This window comes from Pseudomonas sp. FW305-20, assembly GCF_058788075.1.
In genome coordinates this window covers 268,820-292,614 of record NZ_JBYTAJ010000002.1, presented here as the reverse complement: position 1 = coordinate 292,614, position 23,795 = coordinate 268,820, and the positions used below count along the sequence as shown (strand labels likewise).

General features: G+C 59.9%; 14 protein-coding genes. 2 read left to right on the top strand and 12 right to left on the bottom strand.

Annotation, left to right across the window (positions count from 1 at the left end; translation table 11 throughout):
* Positions 1–269: 269 nt before the first annotated feature.
* The 3 genes from AC3WP4_RS03200 to AC3WP4_RS03190 are packed head-to-tail and all read right to left on the bottom strand — an operon-like array spanning position 270 to position 4,688.
* Positions 270–1,619, bottom strand: coding sequence for a TolC family outer membrane protein (locus tag AC3WP4_RS03200; RefSeq protein ID WP_102615500.1), 1,350 nt, complete (start codon positions 1,617–1,619; stop codon positions 270–272).
* A gap of 2 nt (positions 1,620–1,621) precedes the next feature.
* Positions 1,622–2,974, bottom strand: a complete 1,353-nt coding sequence (locus AC3WP4_RS03195) for an HlyD family type I secretion periplasmic adaptor subunit (protein WP_074876640.1) — start codon at positions 2,972–2,974, stop codon at positions 1,622–1,624.
* The gene (locus AC3WP4_RS03190; protein WP_074876638.1) at positions 2,967–4,688 is read right to left on the bottom strand and encodes a type I secretion system permease/ATPase; all 1,722 of its coding nucleotides are present in this window, start codon (positions 4,686–4,688) and stop codon (positions 2,967–2,969) included. The genes AC3WP4_RS03195 and AC3WP4_RS03190 overlap by 8 nt, the downstream gene beginning before the upstream one ends.
* A gap of 468 nt (positions 4,689–5,156) precedes the next feature.
* On the opposite strand from AC3WP4_RS03190, the gene AC3WP4_RS03185 reads away from it, so the two are divergent.
* Positions 5,157–11,573 carry a DUF5801 repeats-in-toxin domain-containing protein gene (locus AC3WP4_RS03185; RefSeq protein WP_492575654.1) on the top strand — a complete coding sequence of 2,139 codons (6,417 nt, stop codon included), beginning with the start codon at positions 5,157–5,159 and terminating at the stop codon, positions 11,571–11,573.
* A 116-nt stretch (positions 11,574–11,689) separates the two neighbouring features.
* Here the strand turns inward: AC3WP4_RS03185 and AC3WP4_RS03180 are convergent, their stop codons facing one another.
* The 6 genes from AC3WP4_RS03180 to AC3WP4_RS03155 form a co-directional block, all read right to left on the bottom strand.
* Positions 11,690–12,433 carry a response regulator transcription factor gene (locus AC3WP4_RS03180; protein ID WP_074876636.1) on the bottom strand — a complete coding sequence of 248 codons (744 nt, stop codon included), beginning with the start codon at positions 12,431–12,433 and terminating at the stop codon, positions 11,690–11,692.
* A 587-nt stretch (positions 12,434–13,020) separates the two neighbouring features.
* On the bottom strand, positions 13,021–14,400 hold the full coding sequence (locus AC3WP4_RS03175; RefSeq protein ID WP_074876634.1) for a TolC family outer membrane protein: 1,380 nt from the start codon (positions 14,398–14,400) through the stop codon (positions 13,021–13,023).
* A gap of 2 nt (positions 14,401–14,402) precedes the next feature.
* Complete coding sequence (locus AC3WP4_RS03170; protein WP_102616633.1) at positions 14,403–15,716, bottom strand: HlyD family type I secretion periplasmic adaptor subunit; 1,314 nt, start codon at positions 15,714–15,716, stop codon at positions 14,403–14,405.
* Positions 15,697–17,478: a type I secretion system permease/ATPase gene (locus AC3WP4_RS03165; RefSeq protein ID WP_102616625.1), complete on the bottom strand. Its 1,782-nt coding sequence runs from the start codon at positions 17,476–17,478 to the stop codon at positions 15,697–15,699. The genes AC3WP4_RS03170 and AC3WP4_RS03165 overlap by 20 nt, the downstream gene beginning before the upstream one ends.
* A gap of 299 nt (positions 17,479–17,777) precedes the next feature.
* Positions 17,778–19,013, bottom strand: a complete 1,236-nt coding sequence (locus tag AC3WP4_RS03160; RefSeq protein WP_074876630.1) for a saccharopine dehydrogenase family protein — start codon at positions 19,011–19,013, stop codon at positions 17,778–17,780.
* A gap of 27 nt (positions 19,014–19,040) precedes the next feature.
* The gene (locus tag AC3WP4_RS03155) at positions 19,041–20,138 is read right to left on the bottom strand and encodes a carboxynorspermidine decarboxylase (RefSeq protein ID WP_074876628.1); all 1,098 of its coding nucleotides are present in this window, start codon (positions 20,136–20,138) and stop codon (positions 19,041–19,043) included.
* A gap of 261 nt (positions 20,139–20,399) precedes the next feature.
* Between AC3WP4_RS03155 and AC3WP4_RS03150 the strand changes: the two genes are divergently transcribed.
* The gene (locus AC3WP4_RS03150; RefSeq protein ID WP_102616626.1) at positions 20,400–21,047 is read left to right on the top strand and encodes an MliC family protein; all 648 of its coding nucleotides are present in this window, start codon (positions 20,400–20,402) and stop codon (positions 21,045–21,047) included.
* 253 nt (positions 21,048–21,300) lie between these two features.
* Here the strand turns inward: AC3WP4_RS03150 and AC3WP4_RS03145 are convergent, their stop codons facing one another.
* The 3 genes from AC3WP4_RS03145 to AC3WP4_RS03135 form a co-directional block, all read right to left on the bottom strand.
* On the bottom strand, positions 21,301–22,485 hold the full coding sequence (locus AC3WP4_RS03145) for a patatin-like phospholipase family protein (RefSeq protein WP_074876626.1): 1,185 nt from the start codon (positions 22,483–22,485) through the stop codon (positions 21,301–21,303).
* Positions 22,486–22,585: 100 nt separating this feature from the next.
* Positions 22,586–23,050 carry a MaoC family dehydratase gene (locus AC3WP4_RS03140; RefSeq protein ID WP_074876624.1) on the bottom strand — a complete coding sequence of 155 codons (465 nt, stop codon included), beginning with the start codon at positions 23,048–23,050 and terminating at the stop codon, positions 22,586–22,588.
* Positions 23,051–23,063: 13 nt separating this feature from the next.
* The gene (locus tag AC3WP4_RS03135; protein WP_102616627.1) at positions 23,064–23,795 is read right to left on the bottom strand and encodes a hypothetical protein; all 732 of its coding nucleotides are present in this window, start codon (positions 23,793–23,795) and stop codon (positions 23,064–23,066) included.

Below are 23,795 nucleotides of genomic sequence, written 5' to 3'. Positions count from 1 at the left end.
GTGGGAGTGAGCCTGCTCGCGATGGCGGCGGTACATTCAGCACTGATGCAAGCTGACCCACTGTTATCGCGAGCAGGCTCACTCCTACAGGGGATTGGCAGTGCCACAAAAATCGAGGACAACCGCAGATCAAAATGTAGGAGTCAGCCTGCTCGCGATGGCGGCGGTACATTCAGCATTGCTGCCAGCTGACCCACCGCTATCGAGAGCAGGCTCACTCCCACAGGGTTAGGCTGAGATCTTGAGCTTTGGTTAGAACCGAGGCTTTTTCAGAACAGGCTTTGCACCTGCTCCAGGACGCCGCGGTTCATCTGGCCGGTGTGGGTGTGCAGGCTCACATAGCTTTGCAGCATGTCGAGTTTGGTGTTGAGCAGGTCTCGGCGGGCCTGGAATACCCGCTGCTGTGCATCAAGAATATCCACCGTGGAACGCACGCCCCCCTGAAAGCCTTTTTCCGTGGAAGTCAGGGCTCGCTGATTGGACTCCACCGCCCGCTGCATCGCCTTGCTCTTGCTGAACCCGGCCACCACGCCCAGGTAATCGGCTTCGATGTCCTCGGCCAACTGTTGACGCTGCACATCGTAGTCAGACTGGGCACCGGCCAATTGTGCTTCGGCCTTCGCCACCGAGGCGCGTACCGCCCCGCCGCGATACAACGGAATATCCAACTGCACCCCCACGTAATAGGTGTCCTGGCGCGGATCGAGATCCTCGTATTGACGGGTTTCCCGACGGGTTAACTGGGTGGTCAGCGACAAGGTCGGATGATGCCCGGCGCGCTGGCTGTCGGCCTGCGCCTCGGCGACTTTCACCGCTGCCAGGCGGGCTGCCAGCTCGGGGCTCGCTTCACGGGCAATCGCTGTCCAGTAAGGCAAATCCTGCTCCGGCGGGATCGGGCTACCGGCGGCGAGTTCTTCGCGCATCGGCTGGATGTCATCGATAGGCAGGCTGGCGCGACCGGACAATGCCCGCAACGCAGCCACGCGACGGGCCTGGGCTTCAGCCTCCTGGGCTTCGACGAGATCGAGCCGCGCCTGGGCCTCATCAATGTCGGTGATCGCGCCCTGCCCGCCCTGATAAAGCTTTTTGCTCTGTGTCACCAAGCCACTGATGGCGGCCTTTTGCTGGGCGATCAACTTGATCTCGTTTTCAGCCCGGGCGACGTCGAAGTAGCCTTTGGCGACCCGGTCGTACAGGGTCTGGCCGGCAACGTCGAATAGCTGGTTACCCAACTGCCCTCGCGCCTTGCCTTCCTGATACGCCGCCCAGCGCCCCTTGTCATAGAGCGGTTGTTGCGCCGCCAGAGTGACGTTGTTTGCCTGGTAGTCATTACTGTTGACGTAGGTGCTGTCGTCGCCGCCATCGATACGCCCGCCGTAGCCGTAGCGCGACGTCAACGACACTTGCGGATAGAGGCCCCCGCGGCCAATCGCCTCCTCCTGCTTCGAAGCATCAAAGGCATGCGCCGCCGATTGCACGGTTGGGTCATTAGCGCGCGAGGCGTCATAGGCAGCGGTCAGGCTCAGGCCTCCTTCGGCGGCCGATACGGGATTGATCACGGCCCAGCTGATATACAAACCCAGCAGCACACGGGAGCGATAGCGACAACGGTCGGTCATGCTCATTCCTCTTTGAAGGCCGCAAGCAAGCGCTCACGCAAAGGTTTCATCAGGTAGTTCATCAAGGTGCGTTCCCCCGTCACCACCGTGACATCGGCGAGCATGCCGGGGCGCACCAGCAGACCGGCGGCCTGGAGCGAAGCGACGGTGCCGGCGGGAATTTCGACCTTGGCGGAAAAGTACGGCTGGTGCGTCTGCTCATCGATCAACTGGTCCGCCGACACCGTAGTCACCGTGCCGGTGACCGTTGGCGTATCCACCCGTTGCAGCGCGGTGAAATGCACATGCACCGGCAGACCCGGACGCAACTTGTTGGCCATCAGCGGCTCGAAACGCGCGGTGATCGCCATCGGCGCATCCAGCGGCACCACCTGCATCAGGGTTTGCCCAGCCTGCGCAACGCCCCCGACCGTATGAATACTCACGTCCATGACCTGTCCGGACACCGGCGCACGGATCGCACCGTTGTCGACTTCAAACTGCAAGGCACGAATCTGATCGGCATACCCTGCCGCCTCGGCAGAGACTTCGCTGAGCTGGGTTTCGGCATCGCGGCGAAATTCCTGCTGCGCCTGCAAGGCCTTGAGCCGGCTTTCATTGATCGCCTGGCGGGTCCTGCCGACATCGCCCACTCCGGAGGCTATCTGCCCGGCCAATTGAGCGGCGTTGCGCTCGGACTCGAAGAGTTTGTTGCGCGGAACGTAGCCTTCACGGGCCAAATCACGCAAACCTTCCAGCTCCTGCTGTTGAAAGCGCATCTGCGCGTCGTAGTTGCGCTTGACGCCTTCGTAGCCGTGCAATTGCTGCTGCAACGCCGCGGCTTCGTGTTCGATGATCTGCAAGCGGCTGCCCAGTTCTGCGCGGCGAGTCAGAAACAACTGGCTCTGCAAAGCCATGGCGGCCTTGACCCGCGGTTCGTCGGCGCGCTCCAGCAGCTCAGCGGGCCATTGGATCTCGGCTGAGCCCAGGCGCTCGGCAATCAATCGCGCTTCAATGCTGCGATCGTTGAGCAACTTGCCCAGGGTCACGTCCAGTTGCGACTGCGCCTGCACTGTATTGAACTGCACCAGCAACTGCCCCTGGGTGACGCGATCGCCATCGCTGACCAGCAGCTTTTCCACCACCCCACCGACCAACGACTGCACAGCCTTGCGCTCGCCCGCCACCACCACGGTGCCGCTGCCCACGACACCCTGGTCGAGCGGCGCCAGGCAAGCCCAGAGCAGGAAGCCGCCCAGCGTCAGGATCAGGAAACCCACGCCATAGCGTGCCGCTCCGCCGGCGTCGGTACTGGCGCTGGGCAACGTGTTGGCGCTGCGCACGCTCAGCCCCTGCTCACGGGTCAAATCATGCATCTTCGCCAGTCTCCTTTACCGCGGCCGGTCTTGGCCCCGGCATCAATGCCTTGAGCACCTGGTCCCTTGGACCGAATGCTTGTTGAGTGCCGTCCTTGAGCACCAGGATGGAATCGACCACCGCCAGCACATTAGGCCGGTGGGTAATCAGCACCACGGTGCTGCCAGCAGCCTTGAGCACACTGATGGCTTGCACCAGTGCCAGATCTCCGGCTTCATCGAGGTTGGAATTGGGTTCATCGAGCACAATCAGCGACGGGTGCCCATAGAGCGCGCGAGCCAGGCCGAGGCGTTGCTTTTGTCCACCGGACAAGCCAAGCCCGCCGGGGCCCAGCGGTGTGTCGTAACCCTTGGGGAACCTGAGGATCATTTCGTGAATGCCAGCGTGACGCCCGGCGGCGATGATCTTGTCGGCGTCCTGCTCGCCGAAGCGGGCAATGTTGTCGGCCACACTGCCATCGAACAGTTCGATGTCCTGCGGCAGGTATCCAAGGTGCGGGCCAAGGGCATCGTGGGACCATTGACTGATCTCGGCGTCGTCCAGGCGCACCGACCCGCCCATGGCCGGCCATACTCCGACCATCGCCCTGGCCAGCGTTGACTTACCACTGGCGCTGGGGCCGACAACGGCGAGCACATCACCTTTGGCCAGGCTGAAATTGATGCCCCGCAGGATCGGTTGCGAGGCACCGGGCGGGCCGACATACAACTGCTCCAAACGCACTGCGCCGGTGGGCGGTGGCAAAGGCATGCGCAGGCGCTCGCGCGGATGCTGGGCCAGCAGCTGGCTCAGGCGCTGGTAGCTCTGGCGGCCGGAGTTGAACTGCTTCCACGAGCCAATGGCAATTTCCACCGGCGCCAGGGCACGCCCCAGCAGCAGCGACATCGCAATCATCATGCCCGCCGACAATTCGCCTTCAAGCACCAGCAACGCCCCCAGGCCCAGGGCCAGAGACTGTCCGGAGATGCGCACGAAACGGGTCATCGAAGTGATACGCGCGCCGCGGTCGCTGGCATGGGCCTGGGCGGCAACAATGCGTTGCTGCAACAGACTCCAGCGCTGACGCAACGGCCCGAGCATGCCCAGGGCCTGGATGACTTCGGCATTGTGTAACGTGCTGTTTACATAGATCGACGACTGCACGCCCAGGCGATTGGCTTCGCCCAAACGCGTGCGAGTCGCCAACTCGCCCCACAGCGCCAGACCGATCAGCACCAGGGCCAGAACCAGCGTCAGCACGCCGAACCAGGGGTGAAAGATGAACGCCACCAGCAGGAAGATTGGCAACCACGGCGCATCGAGCAAGGCGATCAGGCCCTGACCGGTGATCAACTGCCGCAGCGTCGCCAGATCGGTGAGTACCTGCGCCGGGTTGGCGTTGTGCTCGCGCAGGCTGCGGGCGAAGGCGGCATCGAAAATCCGCTCGCCCAAGGCATCGTCCAGCCCCGCGCTCATGCGAATCATCACCTCACCGCGTACCCACTCGATCAGGGCGCTGAACATGAACAGGCCCAGGGCGATCAAGGTGAGCATGAACAAGGTGGTTTCGTTGCGGCTGGTGAGAACCCGGTCGTACACCTGCATCATGTAGAGCGACGGCACCAGCACCAGCAGGTTGATCACCCCACTGAACAGCGCCAGCGACCAGAACACCCGGCGATAGCTTAATAAAGCGGCATCAATGTCATGACGCGGATCGAGAAGCAAACCCATAAAGTGTCGCCCGCAAAAGAAATAGTCGGTCCAGGACGCAATCCATCGCTGGTTTTTGCCCTAAGGCAGTGGAGAAAACGCTAAACGTAGCCTGATGTGCCGCTATCAGAGACGATCCCCGTCGCTACAGGCGCCAATTACTGACCGCGCAACCTCGGGTTAGTGCCGGTTCGCTGGTCTGGGTTTCCATGTGGGTGACGGGCGGAGATGTTGCACAGCGCGACGATGGCGGATAAAACCCCACCGATTTTGAACCCTCGTACCATGTCCTGATTTGCAAGCGGAATATGCGGCACCGTTCCTGCGCGCCCTTATCCCGCTTTTCCCCTCCCGAGTAGTCTGAAACTCCCACCCCGCTTGGGAGTATCGGCCGATGCGCAATCCCCGGCGCTTACACATAGTTGCAAGCCATAGCAGTACAAAGTCTACGGTCCGGCCTCGATGGCCCGTGTTGCTCTGGAGAAAATCATGGCTAATCACAAAAAAAACTCATCGCTAACAAGCAACCAGGCCGGTAACACCGGTGCCCCCCTATATGCTCCGACCGTCACCACCGACCTGAGCGACTACGCGCCCGGCAGCACCGCCACCATCACGGCTGGTGGGTTCGCACCGGGCAGCACAGTGAAGCTCGAAGTGGAACACGCCACCGGCGCCGGCGCGGATAACGTATGGGGCACGCCCGACGACGTGCTCGATACCGACACCGGCGAGGGACACGAGCCCTGGTACGTGACCGACGGCGGTGCCGGCGATCTCGACGGCCAAGTCAACGGCAGCGTCACAACCTCGTGGTACGTGAACCCGGACGACTCCGCTGGTGCGACGTTTCTGCTCACCGCGGCCTCTGCGGGCGACGATCGTGTGTTCGGTACCAGTGACGACGCAGTGGCGACAACGTCGTTTACAGACAGCGCTCTGAGCGTCGTGGCGACCGGCGCGAACGTGACGCTGGACGAAACGGCCGGGTTGCAGAACGCCGCCGCCACTCCAAGCCCTGCGGAAGACGCTAACGACAACGACATTCTGGTGGCGTCTCTGCCCTCGATCTTCTCTGCCCGCTTGACTGCACTGGGTGCCGGTACTGCAACGGGGGCAGCGTTGAGTGGCTATACCGGTGCCGTGGGCAACACAGGGAGTAATGCATTCACCGTCACCGCTGACCCCGGAGCCACCATTACCAATATCAGCTTCGTCGACTCCAATGGCGCACCGCTTAATGGCCTGGACAGCGGACTGGATACCCTCAATGGCACCAGCATCCTTCTCTATACGGATGCGAACAACGACAACATCGTTCTGGGCCGGGCCGGTGGCTCGACCGGAGCGATCGTGTTCGCGGCCTATATCGAAGAAACCGGATCGCCGGTCTCGGGTGGCAAGATCTGGACCGTGGAGTACCAACCGATCAAGCATACAGATACGGCGAATCCCGATGATTCGCTCAATCTGCTGAATAAGGTGTTCATTGGAGCCAGTCAGGACCTGGAGTTCAGTTTGGCCGGTGTGCCCTCCGGTGCGAACCTGTTCCTGATGTTCACGAAAGCGAACCCTACAACTGAAACGGTCGATGGTGTCGTGCGGATCACGGATCCCACCATCATCGCCACCGGCAAGAACCCCGCAGACCAGTCAAGCGGCGCCAATATAAACACTGGCGACACGATCATCACCAGCCAGGCGGCCAACCCGACCACTTTCGGCACCAACAACCAGATGATTACGGAACAGGATGGCATTCGCTTTTCGTTCGTCACCGGTGCCAGGCAGGATGTGACCATTCCCAACCTGAGCCCGACCGAAGCAGATCTTGAGTCCAACATCGACTTTACCGGCGTCTTCAACGCGAAGATGGCCAACTTCGACGTCGTGCAGTTGCAAAGCGGCAAGAGTGCCGTGGTAAAAATCAGCGCATTCACCACCGCTGCTGAACCTGGCGTGAACTTCATCAACGGTTATGTGGGTGATACGCCGGTTGCTATCACCAATGTTCGCGTCTTCAACAGCGCCGGGGTGGTGATCGAGAATTCAAACGGATCGGTGAATGACGCGGCCATTGGCATCAGCTTGACTGGTGGGGTTGCAACCATCACCGGCGTTTTGGCCGGCTACCAGATTGAATACACCACAACGACGGATCACAACCGCGTCCTCGTCGAGAACGGGGCAGCCCTCGACGCCAAGGGTAATAACCACGCCGATTTTGATATCGGTGGTTTCACGCTGGTCCAGGCCTCTGTTTCGAAAACCGAAATCGGCTCCCAAATGATCTTCGAGGACGACGGGCCGAGCATCAGCACCACCGGCACCGAGCCGACGCTGACGGTGGACGAGACGGTGCTGGCAACCAACGCCACCCAGAACTTTGCCGCCAATTTCAGCTCAGCGTTTGGCGCCGATGGCGCTGGCACACTGACCTATGCGCTGGGCGTGGTGGCGGGTGCGTCGGGGCTGGTGGATACGGCCACCGGCCAGGTGGTAAACCTGTCGCTCAACGGCACCGTGGTGGAAGGTCGCACGGCTACCAGCAACGATTTGGTGTTCACGGTGAGTGTCGCCGCCAACGGTGACGTCACGCTCGACCAGATCCGCGCCGTGGTGCATCCCGACACCACCAATTCCGATGATTCGAAAACGCTGACCTCTGACAACCTGGTGACGCTGACGGCGACCAAGACCGATGGCGACGGCGACAGCGCCCAGGCGACCCTCAACATCGGACAAAACCTGGTGTTCAAGGACGATGGGCCGAGCATCAGCACCACCGGCACCGAGCCGGCGCTGACAGTGGACGAGACGGTGCTGGCGACCAACGCCACCCAGAACTACGCCGCCAACTTCAGCTCAGCGTTTGGCGCTGATGGTGCCGGCACACTGACCTATGCGCTGGCCGTGGTGGCCGGTGCGTCGGGGTTGGTGGATACGGCCACCGGCCAGGCGGTAAACCTGTCGCTCAACGGCACAGTGGTGGAAGGTCGCACGGCCACCAGCAACGATTTGGTGTTCACGGTGAGCGTCGCCGCCAATGGTGATGTCACGCTCGACCAACTCCGCGCCGTGGTGCACCCCAACACCACTAATCCCGATGATTCGAAAACGCTGACCTCTGACAATCTGGTAACGCTGATAGCGACCAAGACCGATGGCGACGGCGACAGTGCCCAGGCGACCCTCAACATCGGACAAAACCTGGTGTTCAAGGACGATGGGCCGAGCATCAACACCACCGGCACGGAGCCGACGTTGACAGTGGACGAGACGGTGCTGGCGACCAACGCCACCCAAAACTTTGCCGCCAACTTCAGTTCGGCGTTTGGCGCTGATGGCGCCGGCACACTGACCTATGCGCTAGCCGTGGTGGCCGGTGCGTCGGGGTTGGTGGATACGGCCACCGGCCAGGCGGTAAACCTGTCGCTCAACGGCGGCGTGGTGCAAGGCCGCACGGCGACGAGCAACGATCTGGTATTCACGGTGAGCGTGGCCGCCAATGGTGACGTCACGCTCGACCAGATCCGCGCCGTGGTACACCCCGATGCCAGCAATCCTGATGATTCGAAGACTCTATCGGCGGACAATCTGGTAACGCTGACGGCGACCAAGACCGATGGCGACGGCGACAGTGCCCAGGCGACCCTCAACATCGGACAGAACCTGGTGTTCAAGGACGACGGGCCGAGCATCAGCACCACCGGCACGGAGCCGACGCTGACAGTGGACGAGACGGTGCTGGCGACCAACGCCACCCAGAACTTTGCCGCCAACTTCAGTTCGGCGTTTGGCGCTGATGGCGCCGGCACGCTGACCTATGCGCTGGGCGTGGTGGTCGGTGCGTCGGGGCTAACCGACACGGCCACTGGCCAGGCGGTGAACCTGTCGCTCAACGGCGGCGTGGTGCAAGGCCGCACGGCCACCAGCAACGATCTGGTATTCACGGTGAGCGTCGCCGCCAATGGTGACGTCACGCTCGACCAGATCCGCGCCGTGGTGCATCCCGACACCACTAATCCCGATGATTCGAAGACGTTGACCGCTGACAATCTGGTAACGCTGACGGCAACCAAGACCGATGGCGACGGCGACAGTGCCCAGGCGACCCTCAACATCGGGCAGAACCTGGTGTTCAAGGACGACGGGCCGAGCATCAGCACCACCGGTGCGGAGCCGACGTTGACGGTGGACGAGACGGTGCTGGCGACTAACGCCACCCAGAGCTTTGCCGCCAACTTCAGCTCGGCGTTTGGTGCTGATGGCGCGGGCACACTGACCTATGTGCTGGGCGTGGTAGCCGGTGCCTCGGGGCTGACCGACACGGCCACTGGTCAAGCGGTGAATCTGTCGCTCAACGGCACAGTGGTGGAAGGTCGCACCGCCACGAGCAATGAGCTGGTGTTCACAGTGAGCGTCGCCGCCAATGGTGACGTCACGCTCGACCAGATCCGCGCCGTGGTGCATCCCGACACCACCAATCCCGATGATTCGAAGACGTTGACCGCTGACAATCTGGTAACGCTGACGGCAACCAAGACCGATGGCGACGGCGACAGTGCCCAGGCGACCCTCAACATCGGACAAAACCTGGTGTTCAAGGACGATGGGCCGAGCATCAACACCACCGGCACGGAGCCGACGTTGACAGTGGACGAGACGGTGCTGGCGACCAACGCCACCCAGAACTTTGCCGCCAACTTCAGCTCGGCGTTTGGCGCTGATGGCGCCGGCACACTGACCTATGCGCTGGGCGTGGTGGTCGGTGCGTCGGGGTTGGTGGATACGGCCACCGGCCAGGCGGTAAACCTGTCGCTCAACGGCGGCGTGGTGCAAGGCCGCACGGCGACGAGCAACGATCTGGTATTCACGGTGAGCGTGGCCGCCAATGGTGACGTCACGCTCGACCAGATCCGCGCCGTGGTACATCCCGACACCACCAATCCCGATGATTCGAAAACGCTGACCGCTGACAATCTGGTAACGCTGACGGCAACCAAGACCGATGGCGACGGTGACAGTGCCCAGGCGACCCTCAACATCGGGCAGAACCTGGTGTTCAAGGACGATGGGCCGAGCATCAGCACCACCGGCACCGAGCCGACGTTGACAGTGGACGAGACGGTACTGGCAACCAACGCCACCCAGAACTTTGCCGCCAACTTCAGTTCAGCGTTTGGCGCTGATGGCGCGGGCACACTGACCTATGCGCTGGCCGTGGTGGCCGGTGCGTCGGGGTTGGTGGATACGGCCACCGGCCAGGCGGTAAACCTGTCGCTCAACGGCGGCGTGGTGCAAGGCCGCACGGCGACGAGCAACGATCTGGTATTCACGGTGAGCGTGGCCGCCAATGGTGATGTCACACTCGACCAGATCCGCGCCGTGGTGCACCCCGATGCCACCAATCCCGATGATTCGAAGACTCTATCGGCGGACAATCTAGTGACACTGATAGGGACCAAGACCGATGGCGACGGCGACAGTGCCCAGGCGACCCTCAATATCGGGCAAAACCTGATATTCAAGGACGACGGCCCATCGCTCGCATTCGGCAACCTGATCGGGACCGGTAGCGTCCTTGCTCAATATGGGTTCTGGAACAACTCGGCCGGAGCCGACGGGCTGGGTACGACCGGTCTGAATATCTCGTTGGTGAATGGTGAGTTCACCATCGTCAGGCCAGATAACACGACCTCGACCGGGACCGGCACGCTCACCGAGCAGACGCCCTCACCGGATGCCAATGGCGCGTACCAATTCGCAGGGACGTTGACCGGCGATTTCGACAATAACGCCAATACAGCGGATACCAGCGTCGACTACACGTTGACCGCCTATGCCAATGGCAGCTATGCACTGGATCTTGAGCAAGGCTTCGGTTCGACGATCGTCCAGAGCTCTGAAGACGGCTCGCTCGGTGCCGGTGGCCCGGATCCCGTGCGCACATTGTTAATTCCGCCGCAGAATCCGCCGACTATTCCTTCGCCCTCTGAGGAGATTGTCTTTTTTGGTGTTAACGCGACCACTACCGCAGGCGAAATATTTTCCGCCATCACCGTGGGAGCGCCCGACCTCACCGAAACGCAAATAGAAGCCGGCGGGTTTGCATTCATCGGCACCGCGAACATGAACGTCAGCACCTCCGGCATCGGTATTGCCAACAACAACCTGGATGGAAACGGGACGGCAGGCATCAATGCCGGTGACGAGAGTTTCGTCATCAATCCCGAGACCTTGTTGACGGGCCTGAAAGTTTTCATCGACAACTCGGTGCAGGGGTATGACCCGGCAACGGAGGAACTGTATTACACGATCTTCTACGCTGACGGCACGACGTCGGGTTCGCCGACGAAGGTTCTTGCCGCTGACCTGACCTCGGAGGATGGAGGACAGACGTCCTTCCTCATCGAGCGAGTGGACTCCAAGCTCATTGACGCGGTTCAGCTCACGATGGGCCTGGGCGTGATCAAGATCCCGGTGATCGAGTTCATTCAGGAGTCCGAGAACCTGGCCAGCGATCTCCAGCTGGCGTTCAGCGCGACGCTGACGGACAAGGATGGGGACTCGGCGACGAGTACGTTTGACGCCAACCTGTTCGCCAACGACCCGGCCAACGCGCTCTTCGACTTCACGCTGGTTGGTACAGGCGGAGAGCGTGATGCCTTCAACATTGATTTGTCAGTCGATGAGAACCTGTACCAGGTCACCGGCTTCGATGCGGACCCAAGCCTGCGAGACACGCTGGTGCTCAACGGCGACCAGAATGCCGTGGTCCAATCGATCGACATCTCCGGCGCAGACAGCATCGTGACGATTGCCGAGGATGGCGGACAAACAACCACCATCACCTTGGTCGGGGTCGATGTTCTGGCTAGCGACATTGTTTTTGGCGGCGCCTGAGGTATCGCGCGCGTAAAGAATACGAGGGTGGCGCAAACCACCCTCGCAGCGGATCGCCTGCGTGCTGAATCCTCTGGGACGACAACACGGTGACGGCCCAGACGCGCCAAGGGGTGTCAGAGCGTCTTGTTTTGACGTGAAGCCAAATCCATTTCCACCCAAGTGGAATCGAGTGGTTTTTCGTCGTTGGTAAGCCCGTGCTTCAGCGCATACATCAGCAAGTCGATGCGGTTGATGAGATTAAGCTTTTGATAAATGTTGCTGAGGTGGTTGTGCACGGTGTGCTCGCTGATGCCCAGGCGCCCGGCGATGCTGATGTATTTGGCGGACGGATCCCCCACGATGGCGCGAATCAGTTCTCTCTCGCGCAACGTCAGCCGCGCTTGTTTCGCCTGCTCCAGATTGCACTTCAAATGTATATGTCCGGTCGCGGCGTAGCCGGAAAGCCCACCGGCCCAGGCTCTATCCAGTCCAATGTCGCGGTGGTGGACCGTGATGATGGCCTGGATGATCGATTCTGTCGGGTCTTCCGCCAGCACGATGCCGCGAGCGCCCGCCTCTATTGCCTGGGCAACGGGGACGGCTTCGTACAAGCCCTTAAGCACCAGTAATTTCATTTCAGCGCTGCGGGTGAGTTGCGCGACGACCTCCAACGGGTTCAGCGCATCTGGAAAGAAACTGAAAAAAATGACATTGGGACGCATCTGATCGGCAAGATCCAGCGCGCTGGTATAGGTGGTGGCCTGGCCGCTCACTTCCATCTGAGGCTTCCTGGCATTGATCAGGTCGTGAAGCCCCATGAGCACGAGGGGGCGACAATCGATCAGCATCACGCGTATGGGTTTTCTGTGGGTCGTCATTACTTTGCTGACTCCCTTGAAAATGAACCATGACCTCCATCCATTGGACTTCCTGGATCAGCGGCCCGCTCACTTGGTCCGCGCGATCGAAGAACAGATACGAGCGCCGACAGGCCCAAGGGACACTAGCGTCACCGGCTGAAGTTGAGGACGTTTGCAAAACCCGGGCAAGCTATCGAAAAAACTTAAATAGGAACAACAATCAATAGCTTGCGCATGTGGATGTGCTCCCTCCAGCCACTGAACTGAGTCTAGGCCAGCCCAGCGCACTACCCGCCCGCCCATTCCATCAGCCGTCACCTCAAACCTCATGCGCATAGCCCCGTAAATCTTCCCACGGGTGCCCTCAACCTCAAGAAATCAAGGTCTTAGGCTCGCTGCGGAAGACCTGCGACCTAAGCCTGAATCTGATCAAAATCGTCAACTAACCGACAAGTGGCGTGAAGCCAGCACAGAATAAACTCTGGCGTCAATTTTTCGGCGAAGCCTGTCTCGCCGAGCCATGCAACCACCGCCAGAACTGCTGGAGGTCAGGCTGAAATTGGCGTTCAGTTTGGGCGGGATCCACAGTCGGTATTGCGGCAGGATCAGGGGGATGTCAGGTTTTGGCTGGCGCTGACGGGGCCCAGCCAGGCATTAACGCTTTCGACACTTTCGGCAGGCGACTTTCCCGCCCAGCGATTGAGCGTGAGGACATTGGTGACGAACTCATATTGCGTCTTGAGCAGATCACGACGAGCCCGGAATTCGTTGCGTACGCTGGCTAGTACATCGACGGCATTGACCATTCCGTAATTGAGCGCTTTCTCTGCCGCCACCCTGGACAGCTGTGCCGAGCTCAGGGCATTTCGGCTCGCGCTGATCTTTTCTACGCTCGAATTGGCGGTCAGGTAAGCGCTGGTGATCTCTTTGACCACCCGGCGCCGGATCGCTTCCAGTTCCTGCTCGGCGGTAATCTGATCCTGGTAGAGACCACGGACCCGCGCCGAGGTCGAGCCACCGCTGTACAGCGGCACCTGAACGCCAATGCCGGCGACATAACTGTCTGTGCGCGGCGTCAGGGCATTGTTGTAGCCTTCGTTTGTCTCTTGTGCGCTCAGGCTCAGACTCAGGGTCGGATAGTGCCCGCCCTTACCGCTGCGCAACGCAGCGCCTGCCGCTTCGACACCGCTTTCGTTGGCCTTGAGTGCAGGGTTTAGCGCCATACCCTCGCGCACCCAGGTTTCAAGGCTCTGCGCCGAAACCCGTAGTTGCACGTCATCGCGAATCCGGTTGAGCTTCTCCTTGACTGGCCGGCCGACGATCTCCGCCAATGCCTCGCGACTGATACTGGCCTGGTTGCGGGCATCCAGCTCCTGCGCAGCGAGCAAATCGACCCGGGCCTTGAGGTCGAGTTGGTCGGTAATCAATGCCAACTGCTTTTCGTACAACGCATTGACTCGGTCCAGGCTCTTTTGCGTGGTTCGACGTTCCGCCCTCACCAACTCCAGTTCATCCTCGGCCGCCAATGCGGTGAAGTAACGCCGGGCCAACTCCACGGTGGCCTCGGCCTGGGCTTCCAACGCCTCAGATTCGGACTGCCTGGCCAGGCTTTTGAATTTCTGATAGTTCTCCCATGCGACCTTGTTGTAGAGGTACTGACGCAACACCAGGCTGTAGCTTTCGCTATCGTAACTCTGCTGCACCAGGTCGTTTTCCTGGTGAATCCGATTCGTCCCGGCGTTCATCGATACCTGCGGAAACAGCGCCCCCATGGCCTCGCGCTGATGTTCCCGGCCCGCCTGCGCTTGTGCAAAGGAAGCCAATATCCGCGGATCCTCCAGTCGCGCCTCGCGATACAACTGCATGAGGTCGGTGGAAAACGTCGAGGCGCTGACCCCGTTTGGTGTTGCTGCCGGGGTTTGCGCCAGCGCGGCACCCGCTGCAAGCATCAGCAGACCGCCCAGCAGAACTGCCGACGCGCGCACGGTTATTCCTCGATCATCGATTGAGACAGGGCATCGCGAGCCGGCTGCACCAAGTACTGCAACAGCGTGCGCTGCCCGGTGATGATCAACACGTCCGCCGGCATCCCCGGCAGCAACTTGCGCTCACCCAGGGTCTGCGCACCGGCTTCGGTGACCCGGATCCGCGCCAGATAATAGGCAGCCCCGGACTTTTCATTGGTCAGTCGGTCAGCCGATACGCCGCTGACCTCGCCTTCGATTACCGGAGTGGTCGAGCTGTTGAACGCGGCGAAACGGATATCGGCACGCTTGCCGATGGCGATGCGATCAATATCCATCGGGTCCACCTGGGCCTCTATGACCAGTTCGGAAACCGATGGAACAATGTCCAGCAGCGGCGTTGCCGGGCGCACGACGCCACCAATGGTGTGCACGGTCATGCCAATCACCATGCCCGCGTCGGGTGAGCGGATGACGATACGGCTGAGCCGGTCTTCCAGGGCTGAGGTTTTCTCTTGCAGGTCGTACATCCTGGTTTGCACTTCGGCCAGCTGCTTGACGACCTCGGCATTGAAATCCTTGTCGATTTGCAGAATCTGCAGCTGTGTTTCGTTGATCTGCAGACGAGTCCTGTTGATGGTTGAACGGTGATCGGCCACTTCCGACCTGAGCATTCCCAGCTTGCGCTCCTGCTCAATCAGACGTTGTTTGTCAACGAACCCTTGCTTGAGCAGGTCGGTCAATTCACCGATTTCACCGCTGTAGGATTTCTCCAGGTGAACCTTGGCAGCGATCATCGATTCCAGTCCCTTGATTTGTTGATGCAACTGGCCAATGCGCTCTTTCAACACCGAAATCTGGCCCAGCCTTGAGCCCTGCCGGGCATTGAACACCTGGGTCTCGCCTTGGCGCGCTTCCACACCTCGCACACTGGAGGGATCGGCTATCTCCCCAAAGCTGATTGCCGACAGCGCGTCGCGCTCCGCCCGGAGTCTTGCTTCCATGGCTCTGGCCGCGACGAGCTGGCTTCGGGTCATCTCGTATTCGAAGCGCAACTGGGCATCATCGAGAATGATCAGTGGATCATCCCGCTTGACGATGTCACCGTCATGGACCAACACCGCTTTGACGATGCCCCCTTCCAGATGCTGGACCGTTTTGCGGTAAGACTGCACGGTGACCACGCCAGGCGCGTAAGCGGCACCGTCCAGCGGCGCGAGCGCCGCCCAAGTGCCAAACAGGCCGAAGATCACCCCGACAATGCCAAAACCCAGGCGACGGATTTTTCGGTCGGATACCGGCAGGTCGGCGAAGCTGTCAATTTGACGATTGGGCATCGTACGGTCCATCCGCATCGTCCTTGCTGGTAGCGACCGAAGCCATGTTGGCGCCGGCTTGCGCGGTGTGCTTTTGTACCTGCTGCTGCGCGTTGAGTTTGGCCAGCACGTGCTCGCGTGGCCCATAGAGGCTGATAACGCCGTCGGTCATCACCATCAACCGGTCAAGTTGCGACACGATGTTGGTTCGGTGGGTAATCACAAACAGGGTCGCGCCATTCCGCTTGAGCTGCTGGATGGCTGCTGCCAGGGCGCGATCACCGACTTCGTCGAGATTGGAATTGGGCTCGTCGAGAACAATCAGCCGTGGGTTGCCATACAGAGCGCGGGCCAGTCCTATGCGCTGGCGCTGTCCTCCCGACAGCATGACCCCTTCGCTGCCAATGACGGTGTCGTAGCCATCCGGCAACAGCAAAATCATTTCGTGAACGCCAGCAGTCCTGGCGGCCAGAATGACTTTCTCGGAATCGACCTCGGCGAAGCGCGCAATGTTCTCGCTGACGCTGCCTTCGAATAATTCAATGTCCTGGGGCAAGTAACCGATATGCGGCCCAAGCTCATGTTTGTCCCACGCGCTGATGTCGGCCCCATCCAGGCGGACCACCCCATGCTGCGGGACCCATACTCCCATCAGTGCCCTGGCCAGGGTCGACTTGCCCGCGGCACTTGGGCCAATGATTCCCACCATGCAGCCGGCAGGTACGCTGAAGCTGATGTTTTTGATGATCGGGGTTTTCGAACCAGGTGCCGTGACCACCAGGTTTTCCACTTGCACGTGCCCCTGAGGCGCAGGCAAGGACATACGCTCGGGCTGAGCCAGTTGTTTGTCGAGAATGTCGTTGAGACGGGCGTACTGCGAGCGGGCCGCAATAAAACCCTTCCAGCTGCCGATGATCAGATCAATGGGGGCCAATGCGCGCCCCAGCAGCACGGACCCGGCAAACACCAGGCCTACCCCCAACTGCTGCTCCACGGCCAGGTACGCCCCCAGTCCAAGGACCAGTGATTGCACGAGGATACGGAAGGATTTGGAAATCGTACTGACTATGGCCCCTCTATCGCTCGCCCGGGACTGCAGCAACAGGACGTTCCTTTGCCGACGCCCCCAACGGTCCATCAGGGTTTCAAGCATGCCCATGGACTCGATGACTTCAGCGTTGCGCAGATTTTTCGTGGTGTAGAGCGTCGCGCCAATATGCTCCTTGTTGGCCTGGGCCAGTGCCGGTCCCGTCAGCCGCTCATTGATAAACGCGAGTAACAGCAACAACAGCGCACTGCCCGTCGCGACCCAGCCAAACCAGGGATGAAACAGGAACATCACCGCGATATAGATCGGCAACCAGGGCGCATCGAAAAAGGCGAACAATCCATTACCGGAGAGAAACTGCCTCAAGCCCGTCAAGTCGTTCAGCGACTGGGCCGAAGCATCCATGCCGCCACTGTCCAGTGCCCGTTTGAAACTGGCCTTATAGACCTGGCGACTGAGCAACACATCCAGCCGGGTGCTGACCCGGACCATGATCCGAGAACGAACCCATTCCAGTGAGCCGAGCGTGACCACCAGCAAGGTCATGATCAGCGTCAGCATTGCCAGGGTCGTCAGACTTCTACTGCTCAGCACTCTCCCATACACCTGAAGCATGTAGAAGATAGGAACGAGCATTAGCGCGTTGATGAAAAGACTGAAAAAACCCACAGAAATGAAGCTGTCTCTACAGGCTTTCAACGCATTTTGCAGGCTGTTTTCAGGTGTGCTTCGCATTGAAACCCCTGCTCGAGAAGCCATCCATTGTGGAGCTTAGATCATGCCGTACCACTACGTACGGCAATCGGCCGGATCGCCTCAGGCAACGAGCATTACCCCTGCAACAACCCGGCGATGAACAACGCGCAAGAGACTGCCGACGTCGAAGCCAGGATGGATTTCAGTGGTTCGCGCCGGAACGAAAAAAGGACCCGAAGGTCCTGATTTCAATGATTTACAGAATTCAATGGCGCTCTGTAGATCTTTAGCTGGAGCGGGAAACGAGACTCACCTGTATTTCAGGAGCCTCAGGCGTTTCAGCTCCACGGACGATCTCCATTTTCGTCCTTGATGCGGGTCGGCAGGCCCATCACATCCAGCGCCTTGAGGAACGGCTCGGCCGCAAGCTCCTCGACGTTGGCCATGCGCTGCACGTCCCACTCGCCACGGGCGACCAGCAAGGCTGCGGCCACGGGCGGCACGCCTGCGGTATAGGAAATGCCCTGGCTGTCAGTTTCCGCATAAGCGTCTTCATGATCAGCCACGTTGTAGATGAACACTTCGCGCGGCTGGCCATCCTTGGTGCCCTTGACCAGGTCGCCAATGCAGGTTTTGCCGGTGTAGCCAGGCGCCAGCGAGCTCGGATCAGGGAGCACGGCCTTGACCAGTTTCAGCGGCACGACTTCCAGGCCTTCGGCGGTCTTGACCGGTTGCTCGGAGAGCAAGCCAAGGTTCCTGAGTACGGTGAACACATTGATGTAGTGTTCGCCGAAGCTCATCCAGAAACGCACGTTGGGCACGTCGAGGTTCTTCGACAGCGAGTGCACTTCATCGTGGCCGGTCAGGTACAGGTTCTGCTCGCCGACGACCGGCAGGTCGTCGGTGCGTTTGACTTCGAACATCGTGTTGCTGGTCCACTGGCTGTTCTGCCAGCTCCACACTTGTCCGGTGAATTCGCGGAAATTGATTTCCGGGTCGAAATTGGTGGCGAAATACTTGCCATGGGAACCGGCGTTGACGTCGAGAATGTCGATCGAATCAATGCGGTCGAAATACTGTTGTTGCGCCAGTGCTGCATAGGCGTTGACCACACCCGGGTCGAAGCCCACGCCGAGAATGGCGGTAATGTTCTTCTCTTTGCACTCTTCGAGGTGGTTCCACTCGTAGTTGCCATACCAGGGCGGCGTCTCGCAGACTTTGCCTGGTTCTTCGTGAATGGCGGTGTCCAGATAGGCCACGCCGGTATCGATGCAGGCGCGCAGCACCGACATGTTGAGGAACGCGGAACCGACGTTGATGACGATCTGCGATCCGGTTTCGCGGATCAGCGTCTTGGTCGCTTCGACATCCAGGGCGTTCAGCGAGAAGGCCTGGATTTCGGCGGGCACTTTGAGGCTGCCCTTGGCCTTGACGCTGTCGATGATGGCCTGGCACTTGGAGATGTTGCGCGACGCGATAGCAATACGACCGAGTTCATCGTTGTGCTGCGCGCACTTGTGGGCCACCACCTTGGCGACACCTCCTGCACCAATGATAAGCACGTTCTTCTTCAATTTTTCTCTCTCTCCTTCTCTGCCAGCTTACGAAAGGCTGGACATGTAGTCGTTGTAATCAAACTCACGAACCACTTCGACTGTACCGTCGAGTTGTTTCACTACGATGGACGGCATTTTCAGGCCGTTGAACCAGTTCTTCTTGACCATGGTGTAGCCCGCTGCATCGATGAACGACAGCCGATCCCCAATCGCCAGCGGACGATCAAACTGATATTCACCGAAAATGTCTCCGGCCAGGCAGGATTTGCCGCACACCATGTACGTGTGCTCACCCTCGCTAGGCGCCAGCTTGGCATTCAGGCGATAGATCAGCAGATCGAGCATATGCGCTTCGATGGAGCTGTCCACAACCGCCAGGTGCTTGCCGTTGTAGAGGGTGTCGAGCACGGTGACTTCCAGCGACGCGCTCTGCGTGATGGCCGCTTCGCCCGGTTCCAGGTAGACCTGAACGCCGTATTTTTGCGAGAAAGCCTTGAGGCGCGCGCAGAACTCGTCCAGTGCGTAGCCTTCACCTGTGAAATGGATACCGCCACCGAGGCTGACCCACTCGACCTTGTGCAGCAAGTCGCCAAAGCGTTCTTCGATGGTGCACAGCATCTGGTCGAACAGGCCGAAATCACCGTTCTCGCAATTGTTGTGGAACATGAAGCCAGAGATCTGCCCGATGACCTGCTCGATCTTCACCGGGTCCCACTCGCCCAGACGGCTGAACGGTCGCGCGGGGTCAGCCAGCAGATAATCCGAGCTGCTCACCTGCGGGTTGACCCGCAGGCCACGCACCTTGCCGGCCGAAGCCTCGGTGTAGCGCTGCAACTGACCGATGGAGTTGAAGATGATCTTGTCGCAGTTTTCGAGCATCTCCTCGATCTCGTCGTCGGCCCAGGCCACGCTGTAGGCGTGGGTCTCGCCAGCGAATTTCTGTCGACCGAGCTTGAGCTCGTAAAGCGACGACGACGTGGTGCCGTCCATGTATTGCTGCATCAGGTCGAACACCGACCAGGTGGCGAAGCACTTGAGTGCCAGCAGGGCCTTGGCCCCGGACTGTTCGCGCACGTAGGCGATCTTCTGCATGTTCGCCAGCAGCTTCTGTTTATCGATGAGGTAGTACGGCGTTTTGATCATTTCGAGGCGCCTCCGGCAAGGCCAGCCAAAAAAGGATGCGCATTGTGCCTTCACTGGCCACATATCGAAAGAGCAGGAAGCGCTCTCCTGGTGAAACGCGGTTCAATTTAAGTCCAAAGCACCCCGCAGGCCAGACCGGGAGTGGCAAGTTTTGAGCACTGACTTACACTCGATACACCCAATGCGAATGAATCAATGTCCAACGGATCGATAGGTTCCATGGCACTCCGGGGATCACGTAATGATCTGGGTGAAGCCAACATGAAAACGGTCACCAACCTTTTCACCTGTCTGCTCGCTGCCAGCGTTTGCGCGGTGACGAGCACCTGCGCCCAGGCGGCATCGTTCGAGACCAGCTTCGACTGCGCCACGGCCAAGGCATCCGTCGAAAAGCTTATCTGCCGCGATCGGCAACTGGCGCAGATGGATATCGAACTGACGCGTCTTTATCGCCTGGCGCTCACGGATCAACGGTCTGTACCGCGGCCAGATAAAATCTTGATCGACCAGGAGTTCTGGATCGACTCCCGCAATCAGTGTGCATCCACGTCTGAGCCCAAGGCGTGCACGATCCGAAGTTATGCCGAGCGCGCGCACCAGCTGCGCCAAGGCTCGGCCATTGTGAGAACCAAGGATCCAGACAGGCTCACCGAAGGCCCCCTGGCTTTTCGGTGTACCGGGTTAACCCCACTGATTGCCGCCACCTTCTTTAATACGCAGCCAGGCGTCGTGTACCTGAAATGGGCGAACACCTCGATCACCCTGAACCAGGTGCCGAGTGATTCGGGAACCCAATACACAGGCAAGGATTCCCAGGGGAGCTACCGCTTCTGGCAAGACGGCAACGGGGTGATTTTCCAGAAACCAGGTTCAGGGGCGATGAGTTGTACGGCTGAACCGGTCAGCTGATTTCTCCGAGACAAGTCCGAAAAATCAAGCGCCGCTATTTCCGTATTTCAGCCGCAACACTTTTGTAGCAGCTGCCGAGCCTGCGAGGCTGCGTTCGGCTTCGCAGCAGTCGTAAATCAGTCATTTGCAGTACGTCAGACATACCGCGTCAGCCGGACTCACGACTGCTGCGCAGCCGAACGCAGCCTCGCAGGCTCGGCAGCTGCTACAAATCGTGTTACGGATCGGTATCGGGTAGAGCGCCGGCCCTCCCTCACGTACTCGGCGATTTATGCCACGGATAGCCTTTCGCGCTGAGTTCAAAGGCGTATTCGAACAAGCGCTTCATGTACTCGCCATCGAATCTGTGATTACGGGAAATATCAAAGTCGGAGCCGATGTACGCCAGATTGAAGTCCGCGCCATCCTGCTGTGCAATTCGGTAAATCCGATCCAGATCGCTGATCCCCTGAGTCTGGATCAACGCGCTGATGGCGCGACCGCCGATGCTCAAGGTGCGACGCTTGGTTCCGGACCATTGCAGCTCCAATTTGCCGTTGCGAATGACATAGAAATGCCGTTCATCACGCAAACGCGCCCCGGTCACGCGGTTCAGCGCCATCACAGTGCCAGGTGGATAGAGAAACACCTGAGTCAGGACGCCTCCGTCCACGTGCATTTCCTGAAACTGTTGGCCGTCAACCTCCACATCGATCATGACCGGTGAGACTGCGCCGGGAATACTCATCGACGCGATCATGATGTTGCGAAACAGGTCGAGCGCGCCCGGTGCCTGGCTTGAGGCAATAGCGCCCATGTTCCAGGTGACCGGGCGCCCTGAATCGAGATCGGTGGTGCCGATCATCAGAAGGCGTCCTTTGGCGTATTCCGAGGCGATCGCCGCAAGAACCTCGGCGGTAATGTGCTGTGCAATCAGCCGCGACAGTGGCTTGCTGTGCGCCATACCATCGCTGGCAAGACGGGTCAGCATATTGCGCGGATGGAAAATGTCTTTTGGACCGACTGCATTGCAGATACCCAGAATGACACTGTCGTACTGGGGCCCCAGGTAGGCAAATGGGGCGACCAGGGCGCCAGCGCTGATGCCGGTGACGACTTTGAACACGGGACGAGACCCATGCTGGGTCCACCCCGCAATGATGCCCCCGGCGAATGTGCCGGCATCGCCGCCCCCGGAAACGGCCAACATGCTGGCCAACGGCAGGGTGTCATTGGGCATCCCTGCGCTGGCAAGCGCTTCGGCTTCTCGAAGGTTGGCCTGACTCACATCCCGAATGAACGGCGTCAGGTCCTGGTCCAGCCAGTAGCGGGCATCTGGAATGCCTGGAATAAGCGCTTTTTCGGTTAACGTTGGCGGCACCGCATCACGGCGTTGCAGGCACGCTTGGCGCAACATGTTCAGCGTTGAAGCGCCAGGCATGAGCAGGAATGTTTTCACAACGCCGCCTCCCGCCCCTGCAATCGACAAGGAACGCGCTCAGTGCAACGGCAAGACGCCTTGCCGCTCACGCCCGCTCCATATACCCATGACTACTGTCTCAATCAGGCGCCGGTCTTCTGAACACCAGCAGTTTGCCGGTGGCTCGTTGCACGACCTTATCGTTTTGATTGAGTGTTTCCATGAACAGGGTCACCACACCCCGGTCCGGCTTGGTGCTGGACGGATCGATGGCCTGAACGGTGCATTGCAGGCGCAACAGATCGTCCGGGTAGGTTGGCGTCGGCCAGCTCAATTCGATACCCAGGCCGATGATCCCGTCTGCCAACGGCACGCTTTCCACCAACAACTTCATGGTCAGGGCTGCGGTGTTCCAGCCACTGGCTGCCAGACCACGGAACAGGCTCAGTTCGGCGGCTTCAGGATCGAGGTGAAACGGTTGCGGGTCGAATTCCTGAGCAAAGGCCAGCATCGACGCTCGATGGACACGCAGGCTGTCGCTTTCGAACTGCTGACCCAGGCTCAAGTCATCTAGATAGAGTTTTTCCCAGGAATGAATGGTCATGATTCAACCCTCTCTAGGCGTAGCTGATGTCGCTGAGGTCGATAGCCACCAACAAGACGTCCTTGTCTGGCTGCCCGTCTGCTCCGCGCCGATAGGCTCGCCGTTTGCCGGGCATGCGCAGCCCGTCTGCTTCAACGTAGTCATGGACATACTGCGCGGCAGGCAGGCCACCACTCACGTCAACGTTGTAGTCATGTCGACGAAGCAGGAAGTCTTCGCCGAAGTAGAAATCCTGCACCGCGCAGTGGGTGGTGATGTTCTCGGGAAAGGTCACCTGTAATCGTCGCCAGCGCTGTGTTCCCTCTTGCCAGGGTTCGACTTCCTCGGCCAGGACACCCGGCAAGGTGAACAGGAACGGCATGGTCAGGTAGGACCAGAGCGCGTAACCGTTGAAGTACGCCCGCTGAAGTGGATCCCAAGGGGATGTTTGCCCGTGTCCGCGAAAGGATTCCCGGGGCGCTGGTCGCTCGGCAATCACCTTGCCCTCGGTGGTTTCGATGGCGATGCGGTCCGGCGTGTAGGCGGTCCGTTGATCAGGCCCACCGAATGGCATCACCGAAGCGCGCTGTTCATGCAGCCAAACGGTCATCTGCCGGGGCGTGTTGTCCTGCGTCAGCCCTTTCATGCCCCATAGCGAGCCGCCAGTCACGAGGGTGGCGCGAACTTTACTGAAGTGGCTCCAGCGTTCCAGACCACCATGGGCGATCAGCACCTGGTCCAGCAGTTGATGACTCTGTGTCGTCAT

What these genes read in the sequence shown, in the direction of transcription:
- AC3WP4_RS03200 (WP_102615500.1), bottom strand. Translation starts at nt 1,619, where the DNA reads ATGACCGACCGTTGTCGCTATCGCTCCCGTGTGCTGCTGGGTTTGTAT.
- AC3WP4_RS03195 (WP_074876640.1), bottom strand. Translation starts at nt 2,974, where the DNA reads ATGCATGATTTGACCCGTGAGCAGGGGCTGAGCGTGCGCAGCGCCAAC.
- AC3WP4_RS03190 (WP_074876638.1), bottom strand. Translation starts at nt 4,688, where the DNA reads ATGGGTTTGCTTCTCGATCCGCGTCATGACATTGATGCCGCTTTATTA.
- AC3WP4_RS03185 (WP_492575654.1), top strand. Translation starts at nt 5,157, where the DNA reads ATGGCTAATCACAAAAAAAACTCATCGCTAACAAGCAACCAGGCCGGT.
- AC3WP4_RS03180 (WP_074876636.1), bottom strand. Translation starts at nt 12,433, where the DNA reads ATGACGACCCACAGAAAACCCATACGCGTGATGCTGATCGATTGTCGC.
- AC3WP4_RS03170 (WP_102616633.1), bottom strand. Translation starts at nt 15,716, where the DNA reads ATGCCCAATCGTCAAATTGACAGCTTCGCCGACCTGCCGGTATCCGAC.
- AC3WP4_RS03165 (WP_102616625.1), bottom strand. Translation starts at nt 17,478, where the DNA reads ATGCGAAGCACACCTGAAAACAGCCTGCAAAATGCGTTGAAAGCCTGT.
- AC3WP4_RS03155 (WP_074876628.1), bottom strand. Translation starts at nt 20,138, where the DNA reads ATGATCAAAACGCCGTACTACCTCATCGATAAACAGAAGCTGCTGGCG.
- AC3WP4_RS03150 (WP_102616626.1), top strand. Translation starts at nt 20,400, where the DNA reads ATGAAAACGGTCACCAACCTTTTCACCTGTCTGCTCGCTGCCAGCGTT.
- AC3WP4_RS03140 (WP_074876624.1), bottom strand. Translation starts at nt 23,050, where the DNA reads ATGACCATTCATTCCTGGGAAAAACTCTATCTAGATGACTTGAGCCTG.
- AC3WP4_RS03135 (WP_102616627.1), bottom strand. Translation starts at nt 23,795, where the DNA reads ATGACGACACAGAGTCATCAACTGCTGGACCAGGTGCTGATCGCCCAT.